Source organism: Magnetospira sp. QH-2 (genome assembly GCF_000968135.1).
Taxonomy (GTDB): Bacteria; Pseudomonadota; Alphaproteobacteria; order Rhodospirillales; family Magnetospiraceae; genus Magnetospira.
In genome coordinates, this window is sequence record NZ_FO538765.1 from 3,055,816 (window position 1) to 3,076,723 (window position 20,908).

Below are 20,908 nucleotides of genomic sequence, written 5' to 3' on the forward strand. Positions count from 1 at the left end.
ACATCTTCCCTGTCCCACTCGGAAACGGACGAAATGCTTTACCTGCAGATTGCCCTGGGATTCGTGCTGCTGCTCGGTGGCGCCGAAGTAATGGTGCGCGGCGCGGTCGCCGTTGCCCGACGCCTTGGCGTTTCAACCTTGATCATTGGCATGACCGTGGTGGCCTTCGGCACCTCGGCCCCGGAACTTGTGGTGTCTCTGCAAGCTACCCTGGGCGGCTCTGGCGGCATGGCGCTGGGTAATCTGGTGGGCAGCAATATCGCCAACGTTTTGCTGATTCTTGGTGCGGCGGCACTGCTCAAGCCCATCGATACCGGCCATGGCACCCTCCTGCGCGACAGCGCCGTCCTTATTGTGGGTACGCTCTTGTTTTCGGGACTGGTCTTGCGAGGCGAAATCGACATGATCGGCGGCATTGTCCTGATCATCGCTTTTGCCGCCTTCCTGCGCACGACCATGAAGGGCCAAGACGGCGTCAGCGACAGCCTGTCCGAGGAGGTCGAGGAAATTGGCGAGGTCAAGGGCCCTATCGTTGTTGCCTGGCTGATGACCATCGCCGGTTTGATCGCCTTGCTCTACGGCGCCGATCAACTGGTGGAGGGCGGCACGGAACTGGCCCGACAATTCGGCGTTTCCGAGGAAGTGATCGGCCTGACCGTCATCGCCTTCGGCACGTCGCTGCCGGAGCTGGCGGCCTCGGTCGTTGCCGCCCTGCGCGGTCATTCGGATCTGGCCTTGGGCAACGTGATCGGTTCCAATCTGTTTAATATTCTCGGCATCGCGGGCATCGTCTCAGTGGTGCATCCCATACCGGTGCCCGACCAGATCTTCTATTTCGATATCTGGGTCATGCTGATCGCGACCTTGATCATGATCCCCTTCGCCATCACCAACCGGGAATTCAATCGAATCGAGGCCGGCATTTTCCTGTTTGCCTATGGCGGCTATGTGGTGGCCCAGGCCACGCGCTTTCCGGTCAAGGTCGTGGAGTACTTCACCGCATGAGCAAGGCGGCATTGGTAACCGGAGCCGGTGTCCGCATCGGTCGCGCCATTGCGCTTGATCTGGCCGCCCAAGGATGGGCGGTGGCCATTCACTATAATCAATCGGCCGAGCCAGCCGACAAAGTCGTCGCCGATATCCACGCCCAAGGGGGGCGCGCCATCGCCGTCGATGCCGAGTTGGCCGACGAAGCCCAGGTGGCAACCCTCATTGATCGGGCCGCCAGCAAGCTGGGCCCGCTCTCCTGTCTGGTCAATAATGCCTCGGTATTCGAGCACGACGACGCCCTTGGCGCCTCTCGCGACTCATGGGACCGACATATGGAGGTCAACCTGCGGGCGCCTTTCGTGCTGACCCAGGCCCTGGCAGACCAATTGCCCGAGGCGGCCCAAGGTCAGGTTATCAATATCATCGACCAAAGGGTGTGGAACCTGACCCCGCATTTCACCTCTTATACGCTGAGCAAGGCCGGGCTCTGGACCCTGACCCAGACTCTCGCGGTGGCCCTGGCGCCGCGCTTGCGGGTCAATGCCATTGGCCCCGGTCCGACCCTGCCAAGCCCGCGCCAAAGCGAACAGCAGTTTGAAACCCAATGGCGGGCCATGCCCCTGCAACGCCCCGCCGGATTGGACGAGATTTGCGCCGCCGTGCGATTTATCCTTGCGGCGCCCGCCATGACCGGGCAAATGATAGCCCTCGATAGCGGCCAGCATCTGGGTTGGATCCACCCACCCCACGACGCCCCGCCTGACGAATAGGAATGCCTGATCCATGACCGCCGGTGCCGCCCAAATTATTCAGCCGCAGTATTTTGCCGATGCCCGCAATGCCGTTCGCCATGTATTTATCCGCGATCTGGTGCTGCCCTGCTCCATCGGCATTCATGATCATGAGAAAACGGCCCCGCAGCGGATCCGCATCAATCTTGATCTGGCCGTCAGCGAAGAGACAGCCCAGTTGGGCGACGATATCCGCAACGTGGTCTGCTACGAAGGCATCGCCAACGGCATTCGGGATCTGGTCTCCAGCGATCATGTGAATTTGGTCGAAACCCTGGCCGAACAGGTGGCCGAGATGTGTTTTTCCGATTCCAGGGTCCGGGTGGCCCGGGTGCGAATCGAAAAACTCGATGTTTTTCAGGACGCTACTAGCGCGGGTGTGGAGATTGAGCGGATCAATCAAAACGCAGCCCCGGAGTCCCGCGGCTAACGCGTCGAAAAACCCTGCAATTCCGGGCGCCTACAGCACTACCTTCGGAGAGTTGTGCACAGGCGCTGTTTCGCCTTAATGCGCTTAGTTTGAACCGCCCCCATGAGTCAAGGGGTAGTTTTGACATGAATACGAAAAAATAAAAACATTACATAACAACGACTTACAGAATTGGCTAATTTTTGTGCAACATTCAGAAAGCCACTGTCTCTGTCGAGTCACGCCTTTGTCATCCAGGTTGCGCACACCTTTATCCACAGAAATCGTGGATAGTTCGAGAGCCTTGACGGGGCGCGTTAAGGGTCCGTAAATCATTCCATGAGCGAAGACCCTAATAACATGAAGGAAATTCCCGAATCGGGGCCTAACGCGGTCACCGGGGCAGCGTTGATCGCCGAAAAGCTGTCTCAACTTCCTGGCTCCCCCGGTGTCTATCGCATGCTCAATGGCGAGGGCCGGGTGCTCTACGTGGGCAAGGCCAAGAACCTGCGCAAACGGGTCGTCGCCTATACCCACCCCGAGCGGATCGGGCCGCGGATCCGCCGGATGGTGTTGGAAACCCACTTTCTTGAGATCGTCACCACCCATACCGAGGCCGAAGCGCTGCTGCTTGAGGCCGACCTGATCAAAAGCCTCAAGCCGCGCTACAACATCCTTCTACGCGACGACAAAAGCTTCCCGGAGATCCGCCTGACCCGCGATCATGCCTTTCCCCGGGTGCTCAAGCACCGTGGGGCCCATCAGCCGGACAATCTGTATTTTGGCCCCTTCGCCTCGGCCTGGGCGGTCAACCAGACCTTGCAGGTGCTGCAACGGGCCTTTTTACTGCGCACCTGCTCCGACAACATCTTTGTCGGTCGTACCCGTCCCTGCCTGCTGCATCAGATCAAACGCTGCTGCGCCCCGTGCGTGGACCATGTCTCGGAAGCCGAGTACGGAGCCCTGGTGGACCAGGCCCAGGCGTTCCTGAGCGGTCGTAGCCAGGAAATCCAACAACACTTGGCGAGCCTTATGCAAGCCGCGTCGGACGATCTGGATTTCGAGGCCGCCGCCCAATACCGCGACCGCATCCGCGCCATGACCCGGGTGCAGGCCCACACGGAGGTGGACCTGTCAGGCGTCGCCGAGGCCGATGTGATAGCCTTGCATCAAGAAGGCGGTCAGACCTGCGTCCAGGTATTCTTCTTTCGCAGCGGACGCAACTACGGCAACCGGGCTTACTACCCCGCCCATGCCAAGCAAGACGGCACAGGCGAGATCCTGGAGGCCTTCGTGGGCCAATTCTATGCCAGCCGCCGACCGCCCAAACTGGTGCTCCTGGACCGCCGTCTGCCCCATCATGATCTGGTCACCGAAGCCCTCGGCGTGCGCGCCAAGCGGAAAGTTCGGGTGGAAGCACCGCAACGGGGCGAAAAGCGGGCCGCCGTGGACTATGCCGCCCGCAACGCCGCCGAAGCCCTATCCCGCCGATTGTCCGAAACCAGCGCGCAACGCAAGCTTCTGGAAGCCCTGGCCGACGTACTGGGCCTGGAGGGCCCCCCAGGGCGTATCGAAGTCTATGACAACTCCCACACCCGGGGCACCCAACAGGTGGGTGGGATGATCGTCGCCGGTCCGGAAGGCTTCGACAAAAAGGCCTACCGCAAATTCAACATCAAAAGCGCCATCGCGCCCGGTGACGACTACGGCATGATGCGCGAGGTGTTAAGCCGCCGTTTCGGGCGGGCGCTGAAGGAAGACCCGGATCGCCAGTCGGGACAATGGCCGGACCTTGTGCTCATTGACGGCGGCAAGGGTCAATTGGGGATTGCCACCGAGGTCTTCGCCGACCTGGGTATCGAGGACCTACCCCTGGTGGCGGTGTCAAAGGGACCCGACCGCAACGCCGGACGGGAACGCCTGCATCGACCGGATCAGCCGGTGCTGGAATTGGAAGCCCGGGATCCGGTGCTCTATTTCATCCAGCGGCTGCGCGACGAGGCCCACCGATTCGCCATCGGCAGCCACCGCCAGAAACGCGCCGCGCGCACGACGCAATCACCCCTGGACGATATTCCCGGCATCGGCGCCGCACGCAAGAAAGCCCTGTTGCATCATTTCGGCTCGGCCCGGGCGGTTTCCGAGGCCGGACTGGCCGACCTGGAGGCTGTCACGGGAATTTCAGCCGCCCTGGCGAAGAAACTCTATGACTGGTTCCATGGAGGAGTCTAAGATGCCGCCCCGGCCTGAACGCGGACGTTCCTTATGCTGAGTACCCTGCCCAATATCCTGACCGTGACACGCATCCTGGCCATTCCGGTGGTGGTGGGGCTGTTCTTCCTGCCCTATCCCTATGGCCATTGGGCTCCATTCGCCGTGTTCACCTATGCAGCCATCACCGATTTCTTCGATGGCTATCTGGCGCGCGCCTGGAACCAGCAATCGGCATTCGGACGCATGTTTGACCCCATTGCCGACAAGCTCTTGGTGGCGGCGGTCCTCTTGATGCTGGTCGGTTTCGAGCGCCTGGGCGGCTTGCATATCCTCCCCGCCGCCGTGATCCTATGCCGCGAGATTCTTGTCTCCGGCCTGCGCGAAGTCCTCGCCGAAGCCCGAGTCGGGTTACCGGTGAGCCTGCTGGCCAAATGGAAAACAACACTGCAGATCCTCGCCCTGGGCTTTCTCATGGTCGGCACCGCCGGACCCGACTTCGGACCCTTGAGCACGTTGCAGATCGGTATTTGGGGCCTGTGGGGAGCGGCACTTCTGACCCTGATCACCGGGTTCGACTATCTGATCGCCGGGCTGCGCCATATTCGGGAGATGGACGCCCCATGAAGGCATTCGGCCTGATCGGCTGGAGTGGCAGCGGCAAGACCACCTTGATCGCCAAGCTGCTGCCAGCGCTCATAGCCCGCGGCCACCGGGTCTCGACCATCAAGCATACCCACCACAAGTTCGACCTGGATACCCCGGGCAAGGACTCCTATCGCCACCGTGAAGCCGGGGCAACGGAAGTCATGGTTGCCTCTTCCCAGCGTTGGACTTTGATGCATGAACTGCGGAACGATCCGGAACCGGACATGACCGACCTGCTGGCTCGCATGGCGCCGGTGGACCTGGTCATTGTCGAGGGCTTTAAGTCCCATGCCTTTCCCAAGATGGAAATTCACCGGCCCGCCACCGGCAAGCCCCTGCGTGGTGCCGATGACCCGACCGTCGTCGCGGTTGCCAGCGACGCCGAACTGGACTCCTGCCCGCTGCCGGTGATCAACTTGAACGATGTGGACGCCATCGCCACTTTTATCGAGACCCATATGGAGCTGATATCATGAAGATGCTCTATTTCGCCTGGTTCCGCGAACGCATCGGCACCGGCGAGGAAGACCTGACTCCACCCGCCAATGTAACCACCGTTGGGGCTCTTCTGGACTGGCTCAAAGGCCAAGGCGCGGGCTACGCGGCGGCGCTCGAAGACCCGGCCCTGGTTCGAGTGGCGGTGAATCAGGACTATGTGGGATCCGACTCGCCGGTCTCGGCCACGGATGAAGTCGCTCTGTTCCCGCCGGTTACCGGGGGCTGACATGGTCGTTCGGGTGCAACGCGAAGACTTCGACGTGGGCGCCGAACTGGCCACCTTTACCGACGGCAACAAAGCCATTGGCGGGGTCTGCCTGTTCGTTGGTTTGGTCCGAGATTTGACCGGTGGCGAAGGGGCCATGACCCTGGAGCACTACCCCGGCATGACCGAAAAACAACTCGAAAAAATCGAAGCCGAGGCCCGGAAACGCTGGCCATTGGAAAACAGCCTGATCATCCATCGTTTCGGCCGCCTTGAAGCCGGGGAACAGATCGTTCTGGTGGCTGCCGCATCGGCTCACCGGGACGCCGCCTTCCAGGCCGCCCGTTTCCTCATGGACTGGTTAAAAACCCAGGCCCCGTTCTGGAAGCAGGAACACGGCGGCGATGGGGATCAATGGGTTGAAGCAAAGGACAGTGATGACTTTGCGGCCCAACAATGGAACCGGGAGACGAACCAATGAATGGCGACGATGACCTGCCGGAACTGTCCTACCTGGACGATAGTTTCTTGGAATCCCGCGACGGTCGCCCTTTGCGTATCTTGGCGGAACACCTAGGTCCTCAGACCCGGTTCGAAAAACACCACATCACCGACACCATCGTCTTCATGGGCTCGGCCCGCACATTGCCCCGGGTAAAGGCCGAGAAACGCCTGCAGAAAGCCCTCGACAAGGACAAGAAGGACAAGATCAAGCAGGCGGAAATCGACCTGGAAATGTCGCGCTACTATGAAGATGCCCGGGAACTGGCCTACCGCATGACCGAATGGTCAAAAAAACTGGATCACTCCCACAAACGCTTCGTCGTGTGCACCGGCGGCGGGCCGGGGATCATGGAGGCGGCCAATCGGGGCGCCTCGGAAGCCAAGGGGTTGAACGTGGGACTCAACATCAAGCTGCCCCATGAGCAAGGCGGCAATCCCTATACCACTCATCACCTGTCGTTCCAGTTCAATTACTTCTTCATGCGCAAATTCTGGTTCATGTACCTGGCCAAGGCGCTGGTCATCTTCCCTGGCGGCTTTGGCACCCTGGATGAGTTGTTCGAGACCCTAACGCTCGTGCAGACTCAGAAACTGACCAAGCCGCTGCCCATTGTGCTCTATGGCTCCGAGTTTTGGAATCAGGTGATGAACCTGGAGGCCATGGCCCGTTGGGGCACCATTGATCCGGCGGACCTGAAACTGATGCAGCGCTGTGATTCCGTGGATGACGCCTTTGACTATCTGGTCGACCAACTCAACCAGCATGCCCTCGGCACGCCGGGCGGCGGATTGTAGCAAGCTCTAAAGTATTCGCGTTTAATCCACGCTCCACAGCCGCGCCAAATCACCAAAGATCTTCGAAGACCGGCGCTGCTCGGCGCTGTCTGGCATCGCTTTAGAGATTCCCTGGATCAGGATATCCATCTCGGCCAGGATTTGGCGTTTGTGGGGATCGGCGATACGGCTCTGCATCCAGGTGACCGCCGCCAGCCGCACCCCTGACGTCACCGCCGTGACCTCATGCAATGTGCCCGTGGGATAGATCACCGCGTCACCCCGGGGCAGTCGGATCTTCTGTGGCCCCAGATCGGTCATGGCCACCAGATCCCCGCCTTCATAGCTGTCTGGGTCGCTGAGGAACACGGAGCAAGACAGATCGCTGCGCAGTTCCCCCGCCTTGCCGCCAATAAAGGGATTGTCCGAATGAATACCGTAACCCATGCCTACTTCATAACGGGCGATCATCGGCGCCATGACCCGCACCGGCATGGCCATGGTGCGTATCAGCGGGTGGCGGCTGACAGCCTGGGCAATCAGGCCTTCGACTTCCTTGGCATCGGGGGTGTTCTCCCGGTCCATCTGTAGGTTGTTCTTGACCTTCTGAGCCTGAGCCCCGGCGGTTTTTTTGCCGTCGATGAACGGCGCTTCGGCAAGAATTTCGTCAATTCGTGCCAGCGCCTGATCATTGAGAAGCTTTGGAATGCGAACGAACATGGCCCCCTCCCTGTATTGAGCGAAGCCATTGTGCGGCGATTCCCGACCACGAGCAATGACGCTATTTCTGCATCTTCGCCTGGATCTTTGCCCAGCTGTCGCGCAAGCCCACGGTTCGATTGAAAACCAGCTTGTCCGGTGTGCGATCCGGATCCGCACAAAAATAGCCCTGACGCTCGAACTGCACCGCCTCGCCAACGCCGAAGTCGGCCAACGACGGCTCGAGAATCGCGCCTTCTTGGACCACCAAGGAGTCGGGATTCATATCATTCAGATAATCGCCATCCGCGCCGGGAGTCTCATTATTGAATAAATGATCATAAATGCGCACATCCGCGGCAATCCCGTGAGCTGCGGAGACCCAGTGGATCGTGCCTTTGACCTTGCGACCGTCGGGAGCATTACCGCCCCGGGTTTCCGGGTCATAGGTGCAGCGCAGTTCGGTGATATTTCCGGCCTCGTCCTTGACCACCCCGGTACAGGTGACGAAATAGGCATAGCGCAAGCGCACCTCGCGGCCCGGACCGAGGCGGAAGAATTTCTTCGGCGGATCTTCCATGAAGTCGGCACGTTCGATAAAGAACTCGCGGCCAAAGGGGACCTCGCGGGTGCCTGCCCTTTCATCCTCGGGATTGTTGACGGCCGTCAGGGTCTCTTCTTGGCCTTCGGGATAGTTTTCGATCACCACCTTCAGCGGATCCAACACCGCCATGCGCCGATGGGCATGGCTGTTCAGGTGATCGCGGATGCAGCTTTCCAGCATCGCCACTTCCACCGTGGCGTTGGATTTGGTCACGCCGATCTTCTGAGCGAAATCCCGCAGGGCGGCGGCAGGCACCCCCCGGCGGCGCATGCCGGAAATGGTCGGCATGCGCGGATCGTCCCAACCCGACACATGACCGTCGGTCACCAGCTGGATCAGCTTGCGCTTGGACAGCACCGTAAAGGTCAGGTTCAGGCGCGCGAACTCATACTGATGCGGCCGCGACGGTACCGGCAGGTTTTCGATACACCAATCATACAGAGGCCGGTGATCCTCGAACTCCAAGGTGCAAATGGAATGGGTAATGCTTTCGATGGCATCCGACTGGCCATGGGTGAAATCGTAGGTGGGATAGATCCTCCAGGCGTCCCCGGTGCGCGGGTGATGGGCCTTGAGAATCCGGTAAAGGACCGGGTCACGGAGATTGATGTTGCCCGACGCCATGTCGATCTTGGCCCGCAGCACTTTTTCCCCATCGCTGAACTCCCCGGCCCGCATGCGGTTGAACAGGTCCAGGTTCTCCTCGACGGAACGGTCGCGGTAGGGGCTTGGCGTACCTGGCTTGGTCAGCGTGCCACGATATTCGCGGATTTCATCGGCGCTCAGATCATCCACATAGGCTTTGCCTTCGTTGATCAGATGTACCGCCCAATCATATAGCTGCTCGAAATAGTCCGAGGCAAAATAGAGGTGTTCTCCCCAATCAAAGCCCAGCCAGCGCACATCTTCTTGGATGGAATCGATGTATTCCATCTCCTCCTTCACCGGATTGGTATCGTCGAAGCGCAGGTGGCAGCGCCCGCCGAACTCCGCCGCCACGCCGAAATTCAGGCAAATGGATTTGGCATGGCCGATATGCAGATAGCCGTTCGGTTCCGGTGGAAAGCGGGTGACCACGCCGTCGGTGCGGCCTTCGTCCAGGTCCGTACGGATGATGTCGCGGATAAAATCGCGGACGCCCTCTTCCGGGGCGGTATCGGTGGGATCGTTGGGCATGATCGGTCCTCGGGAGTTGAGCTGCTTGCTATGTACTCCCCGGGGTCCCAGGCGTCCAGACCTTAACCCCTTTACGACGCATCCCGACTGGCGGCATCGGTCAGGCGGATGAAGTCATAGAGGTCCGAGAGCATGAAATTACGGTTTTCGGCCTGTTCCATCTGCACCACCGTGTCTTCATGACCATCCAGGTAGCGCTGGGCGGTGAGGCGGAAGGGTTCCGGCAGCGTGGCGTTATAGCCCGATGGCTTAACCAATAGCCGGACCACCTGTTCAAACAACAGCCGGTAATGCTCTTCATCGGTATCGAGATAGATATCGGACATGTCCCCGCCGTACATCTCGAACAGAGTTCTGTAATCCTTCGCATCCGGGTGGTCGGTCATGGGTTCCCCGTCAGTTTGCCGTTGTTTACCGGAGTGTTACAGCATGACCAGACGAATCGGGCGGCGTCAAACAAGAATCGTCCGGGTTTTCCTCGACTGCTTGGTCGGTTAGACTTGGCCGATGCCTGTTTTGATTCTCCTTCTGGCCCTGATTGCCGCCGCTCCCGTACAGGCAGCGCCGCCGGTCAGTTTCGCTCTGCCCATCGATTGCCAACCGAGCCGGACCTGTTGGATCGCCAATTTCGTTGATTTGGATTCCTCGGCTGACAAGCGGGACTTCGCTTGCGGCGCGCGCACCTATGACACCCACAAAGGCACCGACTTCGCCCTGCGCGATCTGACAGCCATGAACCGCGGCGTCAAGATTGTTGCTGCCGCACCAGGCGTCGTAGCAGGCACCCGGGACGGCATGCGGGACGCCAACTTCAAGGACATTGGCGGACGCACGGCGGTCAAGGGCAAGGAATGCGGCAATGGGGTCACCATCGACCACGGCAAAGGGTGGTTGACCCAATACTGCCACATGAAAAAAGGCTCGGTAAAAGTGGGCAAGGGCGATGTGGTCACAACCGGCCAGGAATTGGGCTTGGTGGGACAATCGGGCCTAACCGAATTCCCGCACCTGCATTTTCAGGTCAGTCTCAGCGGCAAGAACAAGCAAGGCAAAAAGGTCCGCGCCACGATCGATCCGTTCCTGGGCATCAATGGGCGAGAACAGGGGAAATGCGGCGTCGGACGCGAGCCGCTTTGGTCGCCGGAAACTCTCAAGGTCCTGACCTATCGCCCCACCGAAATTTATAACGCGGGCTTCGCCTATCGAACGCCGAAGCGAGAAGAGCTGCAAAATGGCCTCTTTCAGGCAAAGGAGCTATCTGTCCTCTCCCCCAACATGGTGTTCTGGGCCGAGATTTACGGCGTCCGAAAGGGAGATATCATCGTCACGACAATTAAAGACCCAAACGGCAAAACACTCAGCGCAAGTAAGTCCAAACTCGACAAAAGCCAAGTCTATACGCTCCATTTCGCCGGCAAAAAGCGCCGTGGCGATCCCTGGCCCGCCGGAAAGTATAAAGGGGAAATCCTGGTGCTGCATCCCACCAGCGCGAAAAAGGGCACGGGCGTAAGGATGCGCCGGAGCGTAGTGTTGAAGTAAAAGAGCGCGCCCTACTCCGCGGCCGCCAGGCGGTCGCGGTGCCCCGTGACCCGCTGCTTGAGTTCCCCAAAATCGTGTAGCACCGCCAACAGGCAGGGCACCACCACCAGTACCAGTATGGTCGCCACCATCAGGCCGAAGACGATGGTCACGGCCATGGGAATGAGGAACTGGGCTTGCAGGCTGGTCTCGAACAGCAAGGGAGTCAAGCCGCCGATGGTCGTGGCCGAGGTGAGGATCACCGCGCGCAAGCGGTCGCGGGCGCCATCCAGGATCGCCTCGATGGCGTTGTCGCCCTTCTCTTGATATTCGCTGACAGTGCTAACCAGGATAATCGAGTCATTGACCACGATGCCCGACAAGCCGATCAAAGAAACCATGGACAGGATGGTCAGATCGTAACCGAGGATCCAATGCCCCAGAGTGGCGCCGACAAACCCCAGAGGGATCACCGACATGACCACGATGGGCCGGGAGTAGGAGCCGAAGACCCAGGCCAGAATGATATAGATGGCCGACAGCCCGATCATCGCCCCGGCACGCATATCGCCAAAGGTTCGGGCCTGTTCCTCGGCCTTGCCGGCGAATCGCACGGTGACACCATTGTCGGCGGCGATTTGGTGGATGCCGTCGCGGGTCAGGGCTTCGAGCACCTTGTCGGTGGAGATCAGGTCTTTATTGATTTCTGCCACCACGGCGGCCTCGCGCACGCCGTTCTCGCGGCGGATACTGGCGAACCCGTCCTTGTCACGGGTGGTGACGATGCTGTCCAGGGGCACCTCGGTGCCATCGGGAGCGGTCAGATATAACTCGGTCAAATGACCCTGGCCCGTATCGTCACGAGGATGGCGCACGCGCACCACCACTTCCTCGTCGCCCCGGGCAAAGCGCTGGGCGATGGCGCCTTCGAAGGCGTTGCGGACCTGGCGACCAACGGACTCGGTGGTGAAGCCCATGGCCCGACCGCGCGGGGTCAGTTCCAAAATCGCTTCCTGCTTACCCCAGGGCAGATTGTCCTCCGGCGCGGTGACGCCGGGATAGCGGCGCAGCATGTCGACGACGGCCTCGGTGGTGCGCTTGAGAGCGCCCAGGTCGGTGCCCACCACCCGCACGTCCACGTCGCGGCCCGGCGGGCCCACCTGGGCCGGCACAATGGTCAGCAGGTCGACACCGGGGATCTCGCGGGTCTCGGCGATCCAGGCCTCGATGATCTGGGCCGTGCGCACATCGCGCTTGTCGCCTTCGATTAATTCCACGAACAGGCCGCCCTGGTTATCACCGTTGGTGGGCGAACTGCGGGGATCGCCGCGCCCAACGCCGGTGCCCAGCTTGACCAGATATTCCTTGATCAGCCCCCGCTTGCCGTCGGTGAGTTTGTCCTCGGCGGCGAGCAGGCCCTTTTCCAACGCATCCACCATGCGGGCGGTTTCGGCGCGCGCGGTCCCGGCGACCATCTGCACGTTGCCGTACAAGCGATCGGCCTCGGGTCCCTTGAAAAACTGGAACCCGACCCGGCCACCGGCGACCATGCCGATACAGATGATCAGCACGCCCAGTGCCGTGGCCAGGGTGCCATAGCGCCAGCGGATACAAAAGCTAACGAAGCGGGTGAACGGTCCTTGGCGAAATCGGTCGAAAGCGCCGTCGAAGGCCTGCCGGAAGCGCCCCCGTTCCTCTCGGCTGCCGCGCAGGGCGTGGCGCATATGACCGGGCATGACAAAGAAGCATTCGATGACGCTGGCGATGATCACCGCGACGATGACCAATGGGATGGCGACGATCATCTGACCGATGATGCTGCTGATCACGAATAAGGGCATGAAGGCGGCGATGGTGGTCAGGGACGAGGCCATGACCGGCACGGCCATGCGGCGGGCACCCATTTCGGCGGCCTCGATGGCGGCCAAACCCGAACGGCGACGGAATTCCGCATGCTCGCCGACCACAATGGCATCATCCACCACGATACCGATGGCCATGATCAAGCCGAACAGACTGATCATGTTGATGCTCTGCCCGGTGGCCAGCATCACCAACAAGGTGGCGGCCAGGGATACGGGAATGCCCACCGCGACCCAAAAGGCCACCCGGGCATTGAGAAACAGGAACAACACCAACAACACCAGCACCAGACCGGTGGCGCCGTTGTTGAGCAGCAGATCAATGCGCGAACGGATCAGGTCCGCTTCCACCATGTACTGCTTGACCGACAGGGTTTCGGGTAACGTCGACACCACCTCGGCCAGATAGGCATCCACCCGGTCGGCGACCTTCAGCGCATCGGCGGTGGTGGCCCGCTGGATGTGCAGTTCGACGGCCTGATAGCCGCCACGCCGCGCCACCGGCTCGGATTCGTCGAAGCTTTCGGTCACCCGGGCCACATCTCCCAGGTGGATCTTGCGCCCGTCTTCCGAGGACCGGATCTCGATGTCGCGCATGCCTTCGGCGGTCTTGACCTGACCCATGGAGCGGATCTGCCGTTCGGCGCCGCCCTGGGTGGACCCCGACGGCATGTCGCGGCTGGTCTGATCGATGCGTGATCCAATGTCGGCCAGAGTCAGATCCAGACGCCTTAGGTCCGCCTCGGAAATCTCCACCCAGATCTCTTCGTCCCGGGCGCCGAACAGATCCACCTTGTCGACGCCACGATTGAGCAGATCGTCTCGGATGCGCTTGGCATAGACCTTCAGCGCGGATTCGGAAAACGGCCCGGAGACAATCAGCCGCGAGATGGTGTCATAGCGCACCACCCGCCGCACCTCGGGCGTTTCCGCCTCTTCCGGCAGGGTGGTCACCTGCCCCAACGCGGTTTCCACGTTGGACAGAGCCGATTGCATATCGCTCCCGGCAACGAACTCCACGGCGATGGTCGCATTACCTTCCACCGAGGTGGAGCGCACCTTGTCCACCCCGTCCAGAAAGCGCACTTCCGGCTCGATGGCCTGAACGATGGTGGAATCCACGTCCTCGGCACTGGCTCCGGGCCAGGCGACGGTGACACGCACCATGTCGATTCCCGTATCAGGGAAAAACTGGGTGTTGAGCTTGTACAGCCCGAAAGCCCCGCCGATGAGCATGGCGATCATCAGCAGATTGGCCGCCGTCGGATGGCGGGTGAACAGGCGGATCAAGCCGCCGCCATGGTCGGGGTGCAAGGAGGGTGACATCTATCGGCCCTCCCCGTCACTTGATTTCACCGCATCGACCCTGACCCCCGGCCCCATTTGCGGAAATCGGGTGGTGACGATGGCCGCATCCGGCGCGAACGCTCCTTGGATCAGCCAATCCGTGTCGTGGCGGGCGACGACCGTCACCGGCACCGGCTGCAAACGTCCCTCGGCAATCACATACACTTGACGCCCCTTGTCGGCGGTATCATGCAAGGCGCTGCCGGGCACGGCGATGACATTGTCATGGGTACGATCATCAAGACTGACCTCGATGAAGGCGCCGGGCCGAATGGAGGCATCGGCGGGCATTTTACCCAAGGTGGCGATGAGCCGCACGCCACCGCTCGAAGCATCAATGGCGCCCTCGGTCCGTTCCACCATGGCGGCAAAGGACACCGTCTCACCGCCCAGCTTCCAATCCACCTGGGCCGGGCGACCCTGGTAACCGCCACTGGCCAAAACCCGGGCATATTGGCGGTCGCTGACCACGAAACGGGCTTCCAGACGGTCCGCATCGATCAAACTGGCCACCCGATCGTTGCTACTGACCTGCTTGCCCACCGCCGCGTTGACGTCTTGCAAATAGCCATCATGGGGCGCGATAAGTCTGGTGTTGGCCAGATCCCGCTCGGCGCGCGACAAGGCCACGCGGGCCTGTTCCACCGACGCCCCGGCCTGTGCCACGCGCGCTGCCTTGGTTTTCAGAGACTGGCTGCGCGAGGTCACCCGTTGCTCTCCGGCGATCAACGACAGCCGGGCATCATCCAGGGATTTCTGGGTCCCGGCTCCGGTTTTCAACAGCTTTTCCCGACGCGCGGCCTCGTCGCGGTTCAGTTTCAATTGGCGCCGGTCCTCGCCCAGCATGGCCCGCTCGCCGGTCAGGTCGCTTTCCAGCTCGGCCAGCCGGGCCTCGGCCTCGGCCAGTTTGGAGCGACGGTCGGCCACGTCGGTTTCATAGTCAAAGGGATCGATGGCGATCAGCAGGTCCCCGGCGCGGACAACGCCACCCTCGACCACGTTGTCGCCCACTTCGACGATCCGACCGGCCACCAGAGGCCGCAGCTCCGCATCGCGCCCCGAGACGATCTCGCCATAGACCCTGATTTCCGGAGTCACCGATTGGCCGGTCGCGGGAACCGTGGCAACGGTCCAACTGCGCTCGACGACCGGGACGTTTTCCACCATCGGCTTGGTCGCCTTGAGCACGGCAAAAGTGCCCAGAGCCCCCACAAGAATGACGATGGGCAGAATGATCTTCAACAACGGGCGCATGGCCAATTCACCGCTTCAAAGGTTGACGTTTTCGGTACTGTACCGTACGGTACGGTAACAGCCAAGGCGTTTTTTGTAACTCATTGTAACCATTTGGAACCGGGGCGTGGCCGAGTCAGAGGAAAAACAGCGGCGGCGTCAGGAGATCCTCGCCGCCGCCTTCGAAGTGTTCGCCGAGAAGGGGTTTCGCGGCGCTAGTATGCTTGCTGTCGCCCGCCGCGCCCACTGCTCGAAGGAAACTCTTTACAGCTGGTTCGGCGGCAAGGAGCGGTTGATCGAGGAGATGGTGCTGTGGAAATCCGGTGGCCTACAGGCGGCGCTGGAACAGATGATCGACACCGAACCGGATGACGTGGCGGCGGTGTTGAACCGCTTTGGCATTTTGTTGATGACCACATTCGTCAGTTCTCCGGCCATGCTGCTCAACCGCATTGCCATTGGCGAGGCCGGACAGGCCCCCGAACTGGGTCGGATCATGATCGACAAGGGGCGCAACCGCATTCTGCCCCGGTTCCAGCAATACCTGCTGGCCATGCGCGACAAAGATCTTCTGACTTTCGATGATGTGGACCGGGCGTCGGATCTGTTTGTCGGCGTGCTACAGGGCGACCTGCGCATTCGGGTGCTCATGGGCACTGAACCGGCCCCCGACCAAGCCACCATCCAAGCCCGCGCCGCCTGGGCAACGGATTGTTTCATGGGGCTGTTTGGAACTCGACGAACATAGTTGATCGCTCCACCCGCAGGCGCCTTGGCGGTGGCACACAGATCGATTATACCTCCGAACATGCAAGACCATGACGTCGTGATCATTGGCGCGGGCGCCGCGGGCCTGATGTGCGCCGCGCAGGCTCAAAAGCGCGGGCGCCGAGTCATGGTGATCGACCATGCCAAGGCGGTGGGGCAGAAAATCCGCATCTCGGGCGGCGGGCGATGCAACTTCACCAACCGATATGCCTCTCCGGCGGACTATCTCTCCGCCAATCCGCGCTTTTGCGTGTCCGCTTTGAAACGCTATACCCAGCACGATTTCATAGAATTGGTGGAGCGCTACGGCATCGCCTATCACGAACGGGACCATGGTCAGCTTTTTTGCAATGGCTCCGCTCAGCAGATCATCGACATGCTGTTGGCCGAGGCCCAGGGGTGCCAGATCCAAACCAGCACCAAGATTGCCCTCCTTGCCAAGGATGAAACCGGATTCACCATCGTGACCGACCGAGGGAGCCTGCATGCCGGGTCCGTGGTTATCGCCACCGGCGGGCCATCGATCCCGAAAATGGGATCCAGCGGGTTCGGCTATGCCATTGCCAAACAGTTCGGCCTGAAGGTCATAGACCCTCGCCCTGGATTGGTGCCGCTCACCTTTGACGCAGAGACCCTGGCCAAGCTGAATGGATTGGCGGGGATTTCCCTGGATGCTCGGGTCAATCTCGGCAAAGTACGATTCCAAGAAGCCCTGTTGTTTACCCATCGAGGACTAAGCGGCCCGGTGATTCTGCAAATCTCGTCCTATTGGCGGCCGACAGAGACCCTCATTGTCGATCTCCTGCCAGACACCGATCTGTTTCAAGTTCTCAAGGCGGCGAAGCACGATCAGCCCAAGAAAGACGTGCGGACGATTCTGGCTCAGCACCTGCCCAACCGCTTGGCGGATCGCTTTCTTGAGGGGGCCGCATGCAAGGGACGCTTGGCCGAGACCCCCGACAAGGCCTTGCGGCGGCTGGCCGACAGCATCAACGCCTGGCCCGTGACTCCCAATGGCTCCGAAGGTCTGCGCACAGCCGAAGTCATGGTGGGTGGTGTGGATACCCGAGAGCTGTCGTCAAAAACCCTGGCTACCAAGGCGGTTCCCGGCCTGTACTTTATTGGCGAGGCGGTCGACGTCACCGGCCATCTGGGCGGCTTCAATTTCCAATGGGCCTGGGCATCAGGACACGCCTGCGGACAAGCGGTATGACCAAGGTTGAGACCGAAGGCGCCCAGGTCACCGGGCTGCTCCTTGCGATCCAACCGACCGACACACACCCCCTCTCAATCATCTAAAAACCAAATTAATTTTTCCGGCCTCCTGTAACATATTGAATTCATTACCCTGTGACGCTCATCACAGTGATTGGCATCACTGCGTCCACGGTCGGGCAAGGCTATTCTGGGATCATAAAGAAGAGCAAGAACCCAGACCACACGACGACCGAAAAATAAAAACAACAGACAGCGAAGCGGCTGACCGAAAAAGAAGAATAGAAAGCCCAGCGCCCGTCGATTCTCAGTTCACGATCAAACGACGCCCTACTCTAGGAGAGACAAAATGTTGGTCCAGGTCAAAAACCACAACGATCGCAGCAGTACCTGGTGGAATCCGGCGCATCATGCCAATGGCACCAAGGTCAAGGCCTTGAACATGGTCCTGAGCCTTTCCGGTCGGGTCAGTCATTCCGTAGAAAGCAAAGCCTGGAAGCCCAGCGCAGCCAATGGCTTCGTGCGCTGCGCGGTGATCGGCACCACCTCCTGATCTCCTACCCCCGGCGCAGGACCACCACCCGCGCCGCGCCATGGGTCCGGTCATCCAGCTGTTCAAAGCCCGGACCGATCATCAAAGGCTCTTCCGCCCCCACTTCCACCACCACAACCGCATCCCCGGCCAGCCAGCCCCGTTGGGCGAGGCCGAGCAAGGCCGGTTGGGTCAGGCCCTGACCATAGGGCGCATCCAGAAACGCCAGGCCGCAGGGCGCCTCGGCGGCGCGCGGTGGCGGCGGCAAACGGGTGGCATCCAGTTTCAGGCACAAAACCCGCTTGGCTTCCCCCAAAGAGGCAGCGTTGCCTTGAGCACATTTCAGCGCCTGGCGGTCAAAATCGACGAAAGTAATTCGCCCGGCACCCCGGGACAGCGCTTCCAAACCCAATCCGCCACTACCGGCAAACAGGTCCACCACACTGAGATTGGTGAAGTCCAACCCGACCCCATGGATCAGCACATTGAATAAAGATTCCCGGGTTCGGTCGGCGGTGGGCCGGGTGTCGCGGCCTTTGGGCGCCTGGAGGGTCCGTCCCTTATACTGTCCGGCGATGATACGCATGTTCTACCGATGCCGCTTGCTTTTATCGGCGGTCAGGCCCAGTTGCTCGCGTAGCACCTTGGGCCGGATTTCCTCCACCTGCCCCCGGTCCAACTTGCCCAACTGGAACGGGCCGTAAGCGGTGCGGATGAGCCGCCCCACGGGATAGCCAATATGGTCGAATACCTTGCGGATTTCGCGGTTTTTGCCTTCGGCCAGGGATACGGTGAGCCAGGCATTGGCCCCCTTCTGCACATCCAAAATCGCCTGGATCCGGCCATAGCGCTGGCCCTCGACGGTCACTCCCTCGGCCAGCTTGGCCAGCTTGTTTTCATCCACCCGCCCGTTGACCCGCACCCGGTAGCGGCGCAGCCAGCCGGTGGAGGGCAATTCCAATCTCCGGGCCAGGCCACCATCGTTGGTCAGCAACAAAAGGCCCTCGGAATTGAGATCCAGCCGACCCACCGAAATGACCCGAGGCATTTTTTGTGGCATTTTCTGAAAGATGGTCGGGCGTCCCTCGGGGTCGCTATGGGTGGTCAGCAGGCCCGCCGGTTTGTGATAGCGCCACATGCGCGGCTCTTCGGCGTCGGGCAGCGGGTTGCCATCCACCAGCACCTGATCGTCCCCGGTCACCGTGACCGCCGGCGTGGTCAGCTTTTGGCCGTTGACCGACACGCGACCCGCCTCGATCCAGCGTTCCGCCTCGCGGCGGGAACAAAGACCCGCGCGGGCCAGGACCTTGGCGATACGATCACCTTTCATTGCGTCATTCATCACACACCATGGGCTCGGGCCGCCGTTATGAAAGCCTCGAACAGCTTCCCATCGGCGGGGGATATATGAAACTCCGGGTGCCATTGCACACCAATACAAAAAGATTTGTCCGCCACTTCGATGCCCTCGATCACCCCATCCGGGGCATAGGCGTTGACCGTCACGCCTTCGGGCACATCCTCGGCGGCTTGATGATGGGCCGAGTTCACCGGAATATCCATCTCGCCGACAATGCGAAACAGACGGGTGCCGGTGACGATCTTCACCTCATGCCCGGCTTCGTCGCGCGGATTGGGTTGCTCATGGGCCAGACAGCCGGGAACGCTTTCGGGAATATGCTGGATCAGCCGACCGCCCAGGGCCACGTGCAGCAATTGCTGTCCGCCGCAGATACCAAGAATCGGCATGTCGCGCTCCAAGGCACCCCGGACCATGGCCATCTCGAAAGTGGTGCGGTTGTCCTTGGTGACCACGGTTTCATGCCGCTGCTCATGGTCGCCGAACAGGGCCGGATCCACGTCGAAGGCGCCGCCGGTGACCACCAGCCCTTGAATATGATCGAGCATCTCTTCCGCCAGATCAGGCGCATGGGCCAGCGGCCAAGGCAGGCCGCCCGCCTCGCTGACCGCACTGCAATAGTTCTCGCGCAGGGCATACCAGGGAAACTTGGAATAGCCGCCCGCTTCTTCGTGGTCGAGAGTGATGCCAATCAGGGGTTTGTTCATGAGCCGCACCATAGGCGCCCGATCCCATAGCGGCAAGAACGGACTGGTGGCCTCCGCCTTTCCCCTCTGGCATGATGCGGCCATGAACGCCCCATCCCGCCCCTGCAAAATCTGCGGCAGCAACGCGCCCTTTTTCGGCGCCGTGGATTTTAACAAGAACTGCGAGGAAAGGCGGGGGTTAAAGCTGCCTCCAAAGGGCGAAGAGGTGGCCTATTATCGCTGTGTGGACTGCGGTTTTTTGTTTAGCCCGTTGATCGACTCTTGGACCACATCGTCATTGATTCAGCGGATTTATAATGCCGACTATGCCCGCATCGACCCAGACTATGAAGCCGGTCGTCATCGCGTGGCCGCCACATGGATCGATGACACCTTCAACCATGTGCGGGACAAACTGCATATCTTGGACTATGGCAGTGGGACCGGGCAGTTGCTGACGACCTTGGAAACCCGAGGCTATCAACATGTGGACGGCACCGACCTGCTCACCCAGGCGGAAACCATTCGACCCTTCGGGCGATACGATCTGGTGACCTGTTTCGAAACCTTGGAGCATAGCCCCAATCCCATTCAGCTCGTCTCGGATTTGACGGCATATGCCGGTCCCCAAGGCTTAGTCATGTTTTCCACCCTGGTTCAACCGGATGACATCCAAGAGCAGGGTCTGGACTGGTGGTATGCAGCCCCCCGCAATGGCCATGTCTCCTTGTACAGCACCAGATCCCTGGACTTGCTATGGGCCCAACAGGGGTTCAAGGTCGGACACTTTTATCCGCATCTGCATCTGGCTTACCGGGACTTCCCTGCGTTCGCCGGACATCTCTGGTCTCTTTTCGAAGGACCCCAATCATGACCCC

The 20,908-nt window shown here is 60.6% G+C and carries 22 protein-coding genes; 14 read left to right on the forward strand and 8 right to left on the reverse strand.

Features of this window, described 5'->3' with window-relative positions; translation table 11 throughout:
• The first annotated feature begins 33 nt into the window (after positions 1-33).
• The 9 genes from MGMAQ_RS14455 (at position 34) to MGMAQ_RS14495 (ending at position 7,051) form a co-directional block, all read left to right on the forward strand.
• Complete coding sequence (locus MGMAQ_RS14455) at positions 34-1,005, forward strand: calcium/sodium antiporter (protein ID WP_046022096.1); 972 nt, start codon at positions 34-36, stop codon at positions 1,003-1,005.
• Positions 1,002-1,760 (forward strand): SDR family oxidoreductase, encoded by a 759-nt coding sequence (locus MGMAQ_RS14460; protein ID WP_046022097.1) that lies wholly within the window; start codon positions 1,002-1,004, stop codon positions 1,758-1,760. The genes MGMAQ_RS14455 and MGMAQ_RS14460 overlap by 4 nt, the downstream gene beginning before the upstream one ends.
• Before the next feature lie 13 nt (positions 1,761-1,773).
• Positions 1,774-2,211, forward strand: a complete 438-nt coding sequence (folB, locus tag MGMAQ_RS14465; protein WP_046022098.1) for a dihydroneopterin aldolase — start codon at positions 1,774-1,776, stop codon at positions 2,209-2,211.
• 339 nt (positions 2,212-2,550) lie between these two features.
• Complete coding sequence (gene uvrC, locus MGMAQ_RS14470) at positions 2,551-4,422, forward strand: excinuclease ABC subunit UvrC (RefSeq protein WP_046022099.1); 1,872 nt, start codon at positions 2,551-2,553, stop codon at positions 4,420-4,422.
• A gap of 33 nt (positions 4,423-4,455) precedes the next feature.
• Positions 4,456-5,028, forward strand: a complete 573-nt coding sequence (pgsA, locus tag MGMAQ_RS14475) for a CDP-diacylglycerol--glycerol-3-phosphate 3-phosphatidyltransferase (RefSeq protein ID WP_046022100.1) — start codon at positions 4,456-4,458, stop codon at positions 5,026-5,028.
• Positions 5,025-5,525 carry a molybdopterin-guanine dinucleotide biosynthesis protein B gene (gene mobB / locus MGMAQ_RS14480; protein WP_046022101.1) on the forward strand — a complete coding sequence of 167 codons (501 nt, stop codon included), beginning with the start codon at positions 5,025-5,027 and terminating at the stop codon, positions 5,523-5,525. The genes pgsA and mobB overlap by 4 nt, the downstream gene beginning before the upstream one ends.
• Entirely contained in the window at positions 5,522-5,773 is a 252-nt protein-coding gene (moaD, locus tag MGMAQ_RS14485; RefSeq protein WP_046022102.1) for a molybdopterin converting factor subunit 1, read from the forward strand. Before mobB ends, moaD begins: the two co-directional genes overlap by 4 nt.
• Before the next feature lies 1 nt (position 5,774).
• Positions 5,775-6,233, forward strand: a complete 459-nt coding sequence (locus tag MGMAQ_RS14490) for a molybdenum cofactor biosynthesis protein MoaE (protein WP_046022103.1) — start codon at positions 5,775-5,777, stop codon at positions 6,231-6,233.
• Entirely contained in the window at positions 6,230-7,051 is an 822-nt protein-coding gene (locus MGMAQ_RS14495) for an LOG family protein (protein WP_046022104.1), read from the forward strand. The genes MGMAQ_RS14490 and MGMAQ_RS14495 overlap by 4 nt, the downstream gene beginning before the upstream one ends.
• Before the next feature lie 21 nt (positions 7,052-7,072).
• Here MGMAQ_RS14495 and MGMAQ_RS14500 read toward each other — a convergent pair whose 3' ends face one another.
• The 3 genes from MGMAQ_RS14500 to MGMAQ_RS14510 form a co-directional block, all read right to left on the reverse strand.
• On the reverse strand, positions 7,073-7,750 hold the full coding sequence (locus MGMAQ_RS14500) for a Fe2+-dependent dioxygenase (RefSeq protein ID WP_046022105.1): 678 nt from the start codon (positions 7,748-7,750) through the stop codon (positions 7,073-7,075).
• 61 nt (positions 7,751-7,811) lie between these two features.
• A complete protein-coding gene (locus MGMAQ_RS14505; protein WP_046022106.1) occupies positions 7,812-9,509 on the reverse strand; it encodes a glutamine--tRNA ligase/YqeY domain fusion protein in 1,698 nt (565 codons plus the stop codon).
• A 71-nt stretch (positions 9,510-9,580) separates the two neighbouring features.
• Positions 9,581-9,895 (reverse strand): hypothetical protein, encoded by a 315-nt coding sequence (locus MGMAQ_RS14510; protein ID WP_046022107.1) that lies wholly within the window; start codon positions 9,893-9,895, stop codon positions 9,581-9,583.
• Between the two features lie 121 nt (positions 9,896-10,016).
• Between MGMAQ_RS14510 and MGMAQ_RS14515 the strand changes: the two genes are divergently transcribed.
• A complete protein-coding gene (locus MGMAQ_RS14515) occupies positions 10,017-11,048 on the forward strand; it encodes a M23 family metallopeptidase (protein ID WP_046022108.1) in 1,032 nt (343 codons plus the stop codon).
• Between the two features lie 11 nt (positions 11,049-11,059).
• Here the strand turns inward: MGMAQ_RS14515 and MGMAQ_RS14520 are convergent, their stop codons facing one another.
• On the reverse strand, positions 11,060-14,215 hold the full coding sequence (locus tag MGMAQ_RS14520; RefSeq protein WP_046022109.1) for an efflux RND transporter permease subunit: 3,156 nt from the start codon (positions 14,213-14,215) through the stop codon (positions 11,060-11,062).
• Positions 14,216-15,490, reverse strand: coding sequence for an efflux RND transporter periplasmic adaptor subunit (locus MGMAQ_RS14525; RefSeq protein WP_148560977.1), 1,275 nt, complete (start codon positions 15,488-15,490; stop codon positions 14,216-14,218).
• Between the two features lie 106 nt (positions 15,491-15,596).
• Here MGMAQ_RS14525 and MGMAQ_RS14530 point away from each other — a divergent pair, with 106 nt between their 5' ends.
• From MGMAQ_RS14530 to MGMAQ_RS14540, 3 genes are all read left to right on the forward strand, one after another.
• The gene (locus MGMAQ_RS14530) at positions 15,597-16,217 is read left to right on the forward strand and encodes a TetR/AcrR family transcriptional regulator (protein WP_046022111.1); all 621 of its coding nucleotides are present in this window, start codon (positions 15,597-15,599) and stop codon (positions 16,215-16,217) included.
• 60 nt (positions 16,218-16,277) lie between these two features.
• On the forward strand, positions 16,278-17,450 hold the full coding sequence (locus MGMAQ_RS14535) for an NAD(P)/FAD-dependent oxidoreductase (RefSeq protein WP_046022112.1): 1,173 nt from the start codon (positions 16,278-16,280) through the stop codon (positions 17,448-17,450).
• Positions 17,451-17,801: 351 nt separating this feature from the next.
• Positions 17,802-18,005, forward strand: coding sequence for a hypothetical protein (locus MGMAQ_RS14540; RefSeq protein WP_046022113.1), 204 nt, complete (start codon positions 17,802-17,804; stop codon positions 18,003-18,005).
• Between the two features lie 4 nt (positions 18,006-18,009).
• Here MGMAQ_RS14540 and rsmD read toward each other — a convergent pair whose 3' ends face one another.
• The 3 genes from rsmD to MGMAQ_RS14555 are packed head-to-tail and all read right to left on the reverse strand — an operon-like array spanning position 18,010 to position 20,051.
• Positions 18,010-18,570, reverse strand: coding sequence for a 16S rRNA (guanine(966)-N(2))-methyltransferase RsmD (gene rsmD / locus MGMAQ_RS14545; protein ID WP_046022114.1), 561 nt, complete (start codon positions 18,568-18,570; stop codon positions 18,010-18,012).
• A gap of 3 nt (positions 18,571-18,573) precedes the next feature.
• Positions 18,574-19,326, reverse strand: coding sequence for a pseudouridine synthase (locus tag MGMAQ_RS14550; protein ID WP_052716419.1), 753 nt, complete (start codon positions 19,324-19,326; stop codon positions 18,574-18,576).
• On the reverse strand, positions 19,326-20,051 hold the full coding sequence (locus tag MGMAQ_RS14555) for a gamma-glutamyl-gamma-aminobutyrate hydrolase family protein (protein ID WP_046022116.1): 726 nt from the start codon (positions 20,049-20,051) through the stop codon (positions 19,326-19,328). The genes MGMAQ_RS14550 and MGMAQ_RS14555 overlap by 1 nt, the downstream gene beginning before the upstream one ends.
• Here MGMAQ_RS14555 and MGMAQ_RS14560 point away from each other — a divergent pair.
• Positions 20,050-20,904: a class I SAM-dependent methyltransferase gene (locus tag MGMAQ_RS14560; RefSeq protein ID WP_052716420.1), complete on the forward strand. Its 855-nt coding sequence runs from the start codon at positions 20,050-20,052 to the stop codon at positions 20,902-20,904. The genes MGMAQ_RS14555 and MGMAQ_RS14560 overlap by 2 nt on opposite strands.
• Positions 20,905-20,908 lie beyond the last annotated feature (4 nt).

Coding starts and splice junctions, on each gene's coding strand:
- MGMAQ_RS14550 (WP_052716419.1), bottom strand. CDS start 19,326: ATGAATGACGCAATGAAAGGTGATCGTATCGCCAAGGTCCTGGCCCGC.
- MGMAQ_RS14535 (WP_046022112.1), top strand. CDS start 16,278: ATGCAAGACCATGACGTCGTGATCATTGGCGCGGGCGCCGCGGGCCTG.
- rsmD (WP_046022114.1), bottom strand. CDS start 18,570: ATGCGTATCATCGCCGGACAGTATAAGGGACGGACCCTCCAGGCGCCC.
- MGMAQ_RS14515 (WP_046022108.1), top strand. CDS start 10,017: ATGCCTGTTTTGATTCTCCTTCTGGCCCTGATTGCCGCCGCTCCCGTA.
- MGMAQ_RS14500 (WP_046022105.1), bottom strand. CDS start 7,750: ATGTTCGTTCGCATTCCAAAGCTTCTCAATGATCAGGCGCTGGCACGA.
- MGMAQ_RS14505 (WP_046022106.1), bottom strand. CDS start 9,509: ATGCCCAACGATCCCACCGATACCGCCCCGGAAGAGGGCGTCCGCGAT.
- folB (WP_046022098.1), top strand. CDS start 1,774: ATGACCGCCGGTGCCGCCCAAATTATTCAGCCGCAGTATTTTGCCGAT.
- MGMAQ_RS14455 (WP_046022096.1), top strand. CDS start 34: ATGCTTTACCTGCAGATTGCCCTGGGATTCGTGCTGCTGCTCGGTGGC.
- MGMAQ_RS14525 (WP_148560977.1), bottom strand. CDS start 15,490: ATGCGCCCGTTGTTGAAGATCATTCTGCCCATCGTCATTCTTGTGGGG.
- MGMAQ_RS14560 (WP_052716420.1), top strand. CDS start 20,050: ATGAGCCGCACCATAGGCGCCCGATCCCATAGCGGCAAGAACGGACTG.
- MGMAQ_RS14520 (WP_046022109.1), bottom strand. CDS start 14,215: ATGTCACCCTCCTTGCACCCCGACCATGGCGGCGGCTTGATCCGCCTG.
- MGMAQ_RS14540 (WP_046022113.1), top strand. CDS start 17,802: ATGTTGGTCCAGGTCAAAAACCACAACGATCGCAGCAGTACCTGGTGG.
- mobB (WP_046022101.1), top strand. CDS start 5,025: ATGAAGGCATTCGGCCTGATCGGCTGGAGTGGCAGCGGCAAGACCACC.
- pgsA (WP_046022100.1), top strand. CDS start 4,456: ATGCTGAGTACCCTGCCCAATATCCTGACCGTGACACGCATCCTGGCC.
- MGMAQ_RS14510 (WP_046022107.1), bottom strand. CDS start 9,895: ATGACCGACCACCCGGATGCGAAGGATTACAGAACTCTGTTCGAGATG.
- MGMAQ_RS14495 (WP_046022104.1), top strand. CDS start 6,230: ATGAATGGCGACGATGACCTGCCGGAACTGTCCTACCTGGACGATAGT.
- MGMAQ_RS14555 (WP_046022116.1), bottom strand. CDS start 20,051: ATGAACAAACCCCTGATTGGCATCACTCTCGACCACGAAGAAGCGGGC.
- MGMAQ_RS14460 (WP_046022097.1), top strand. CDS start 1,002: ATGAGCAAGGCGGCATTGGTAACCGGAGCCGGTGTCCGCATCGGTCGC.
- MGMAQ_RS14490 (WP_046022103.1), top strand. CDS start 5,775: ATGGTCGTTCGGGTGCAACGCGAAGACTTCGACGTGGGCGCCGAACTG.
- moaD (WP_046022102.1), top strand. CDS start 5,522: ATGAAGATGCTCTATTTCGCCTGGTTCCGCGAACGCATCGGCACCGGC.
- uvrC (WP_046022099.1), top strand. CDS start 2,551: ATGAAGGAAATTCCCGAATCGGGGCCTAACGCGGTCACCGGGGCAGCG.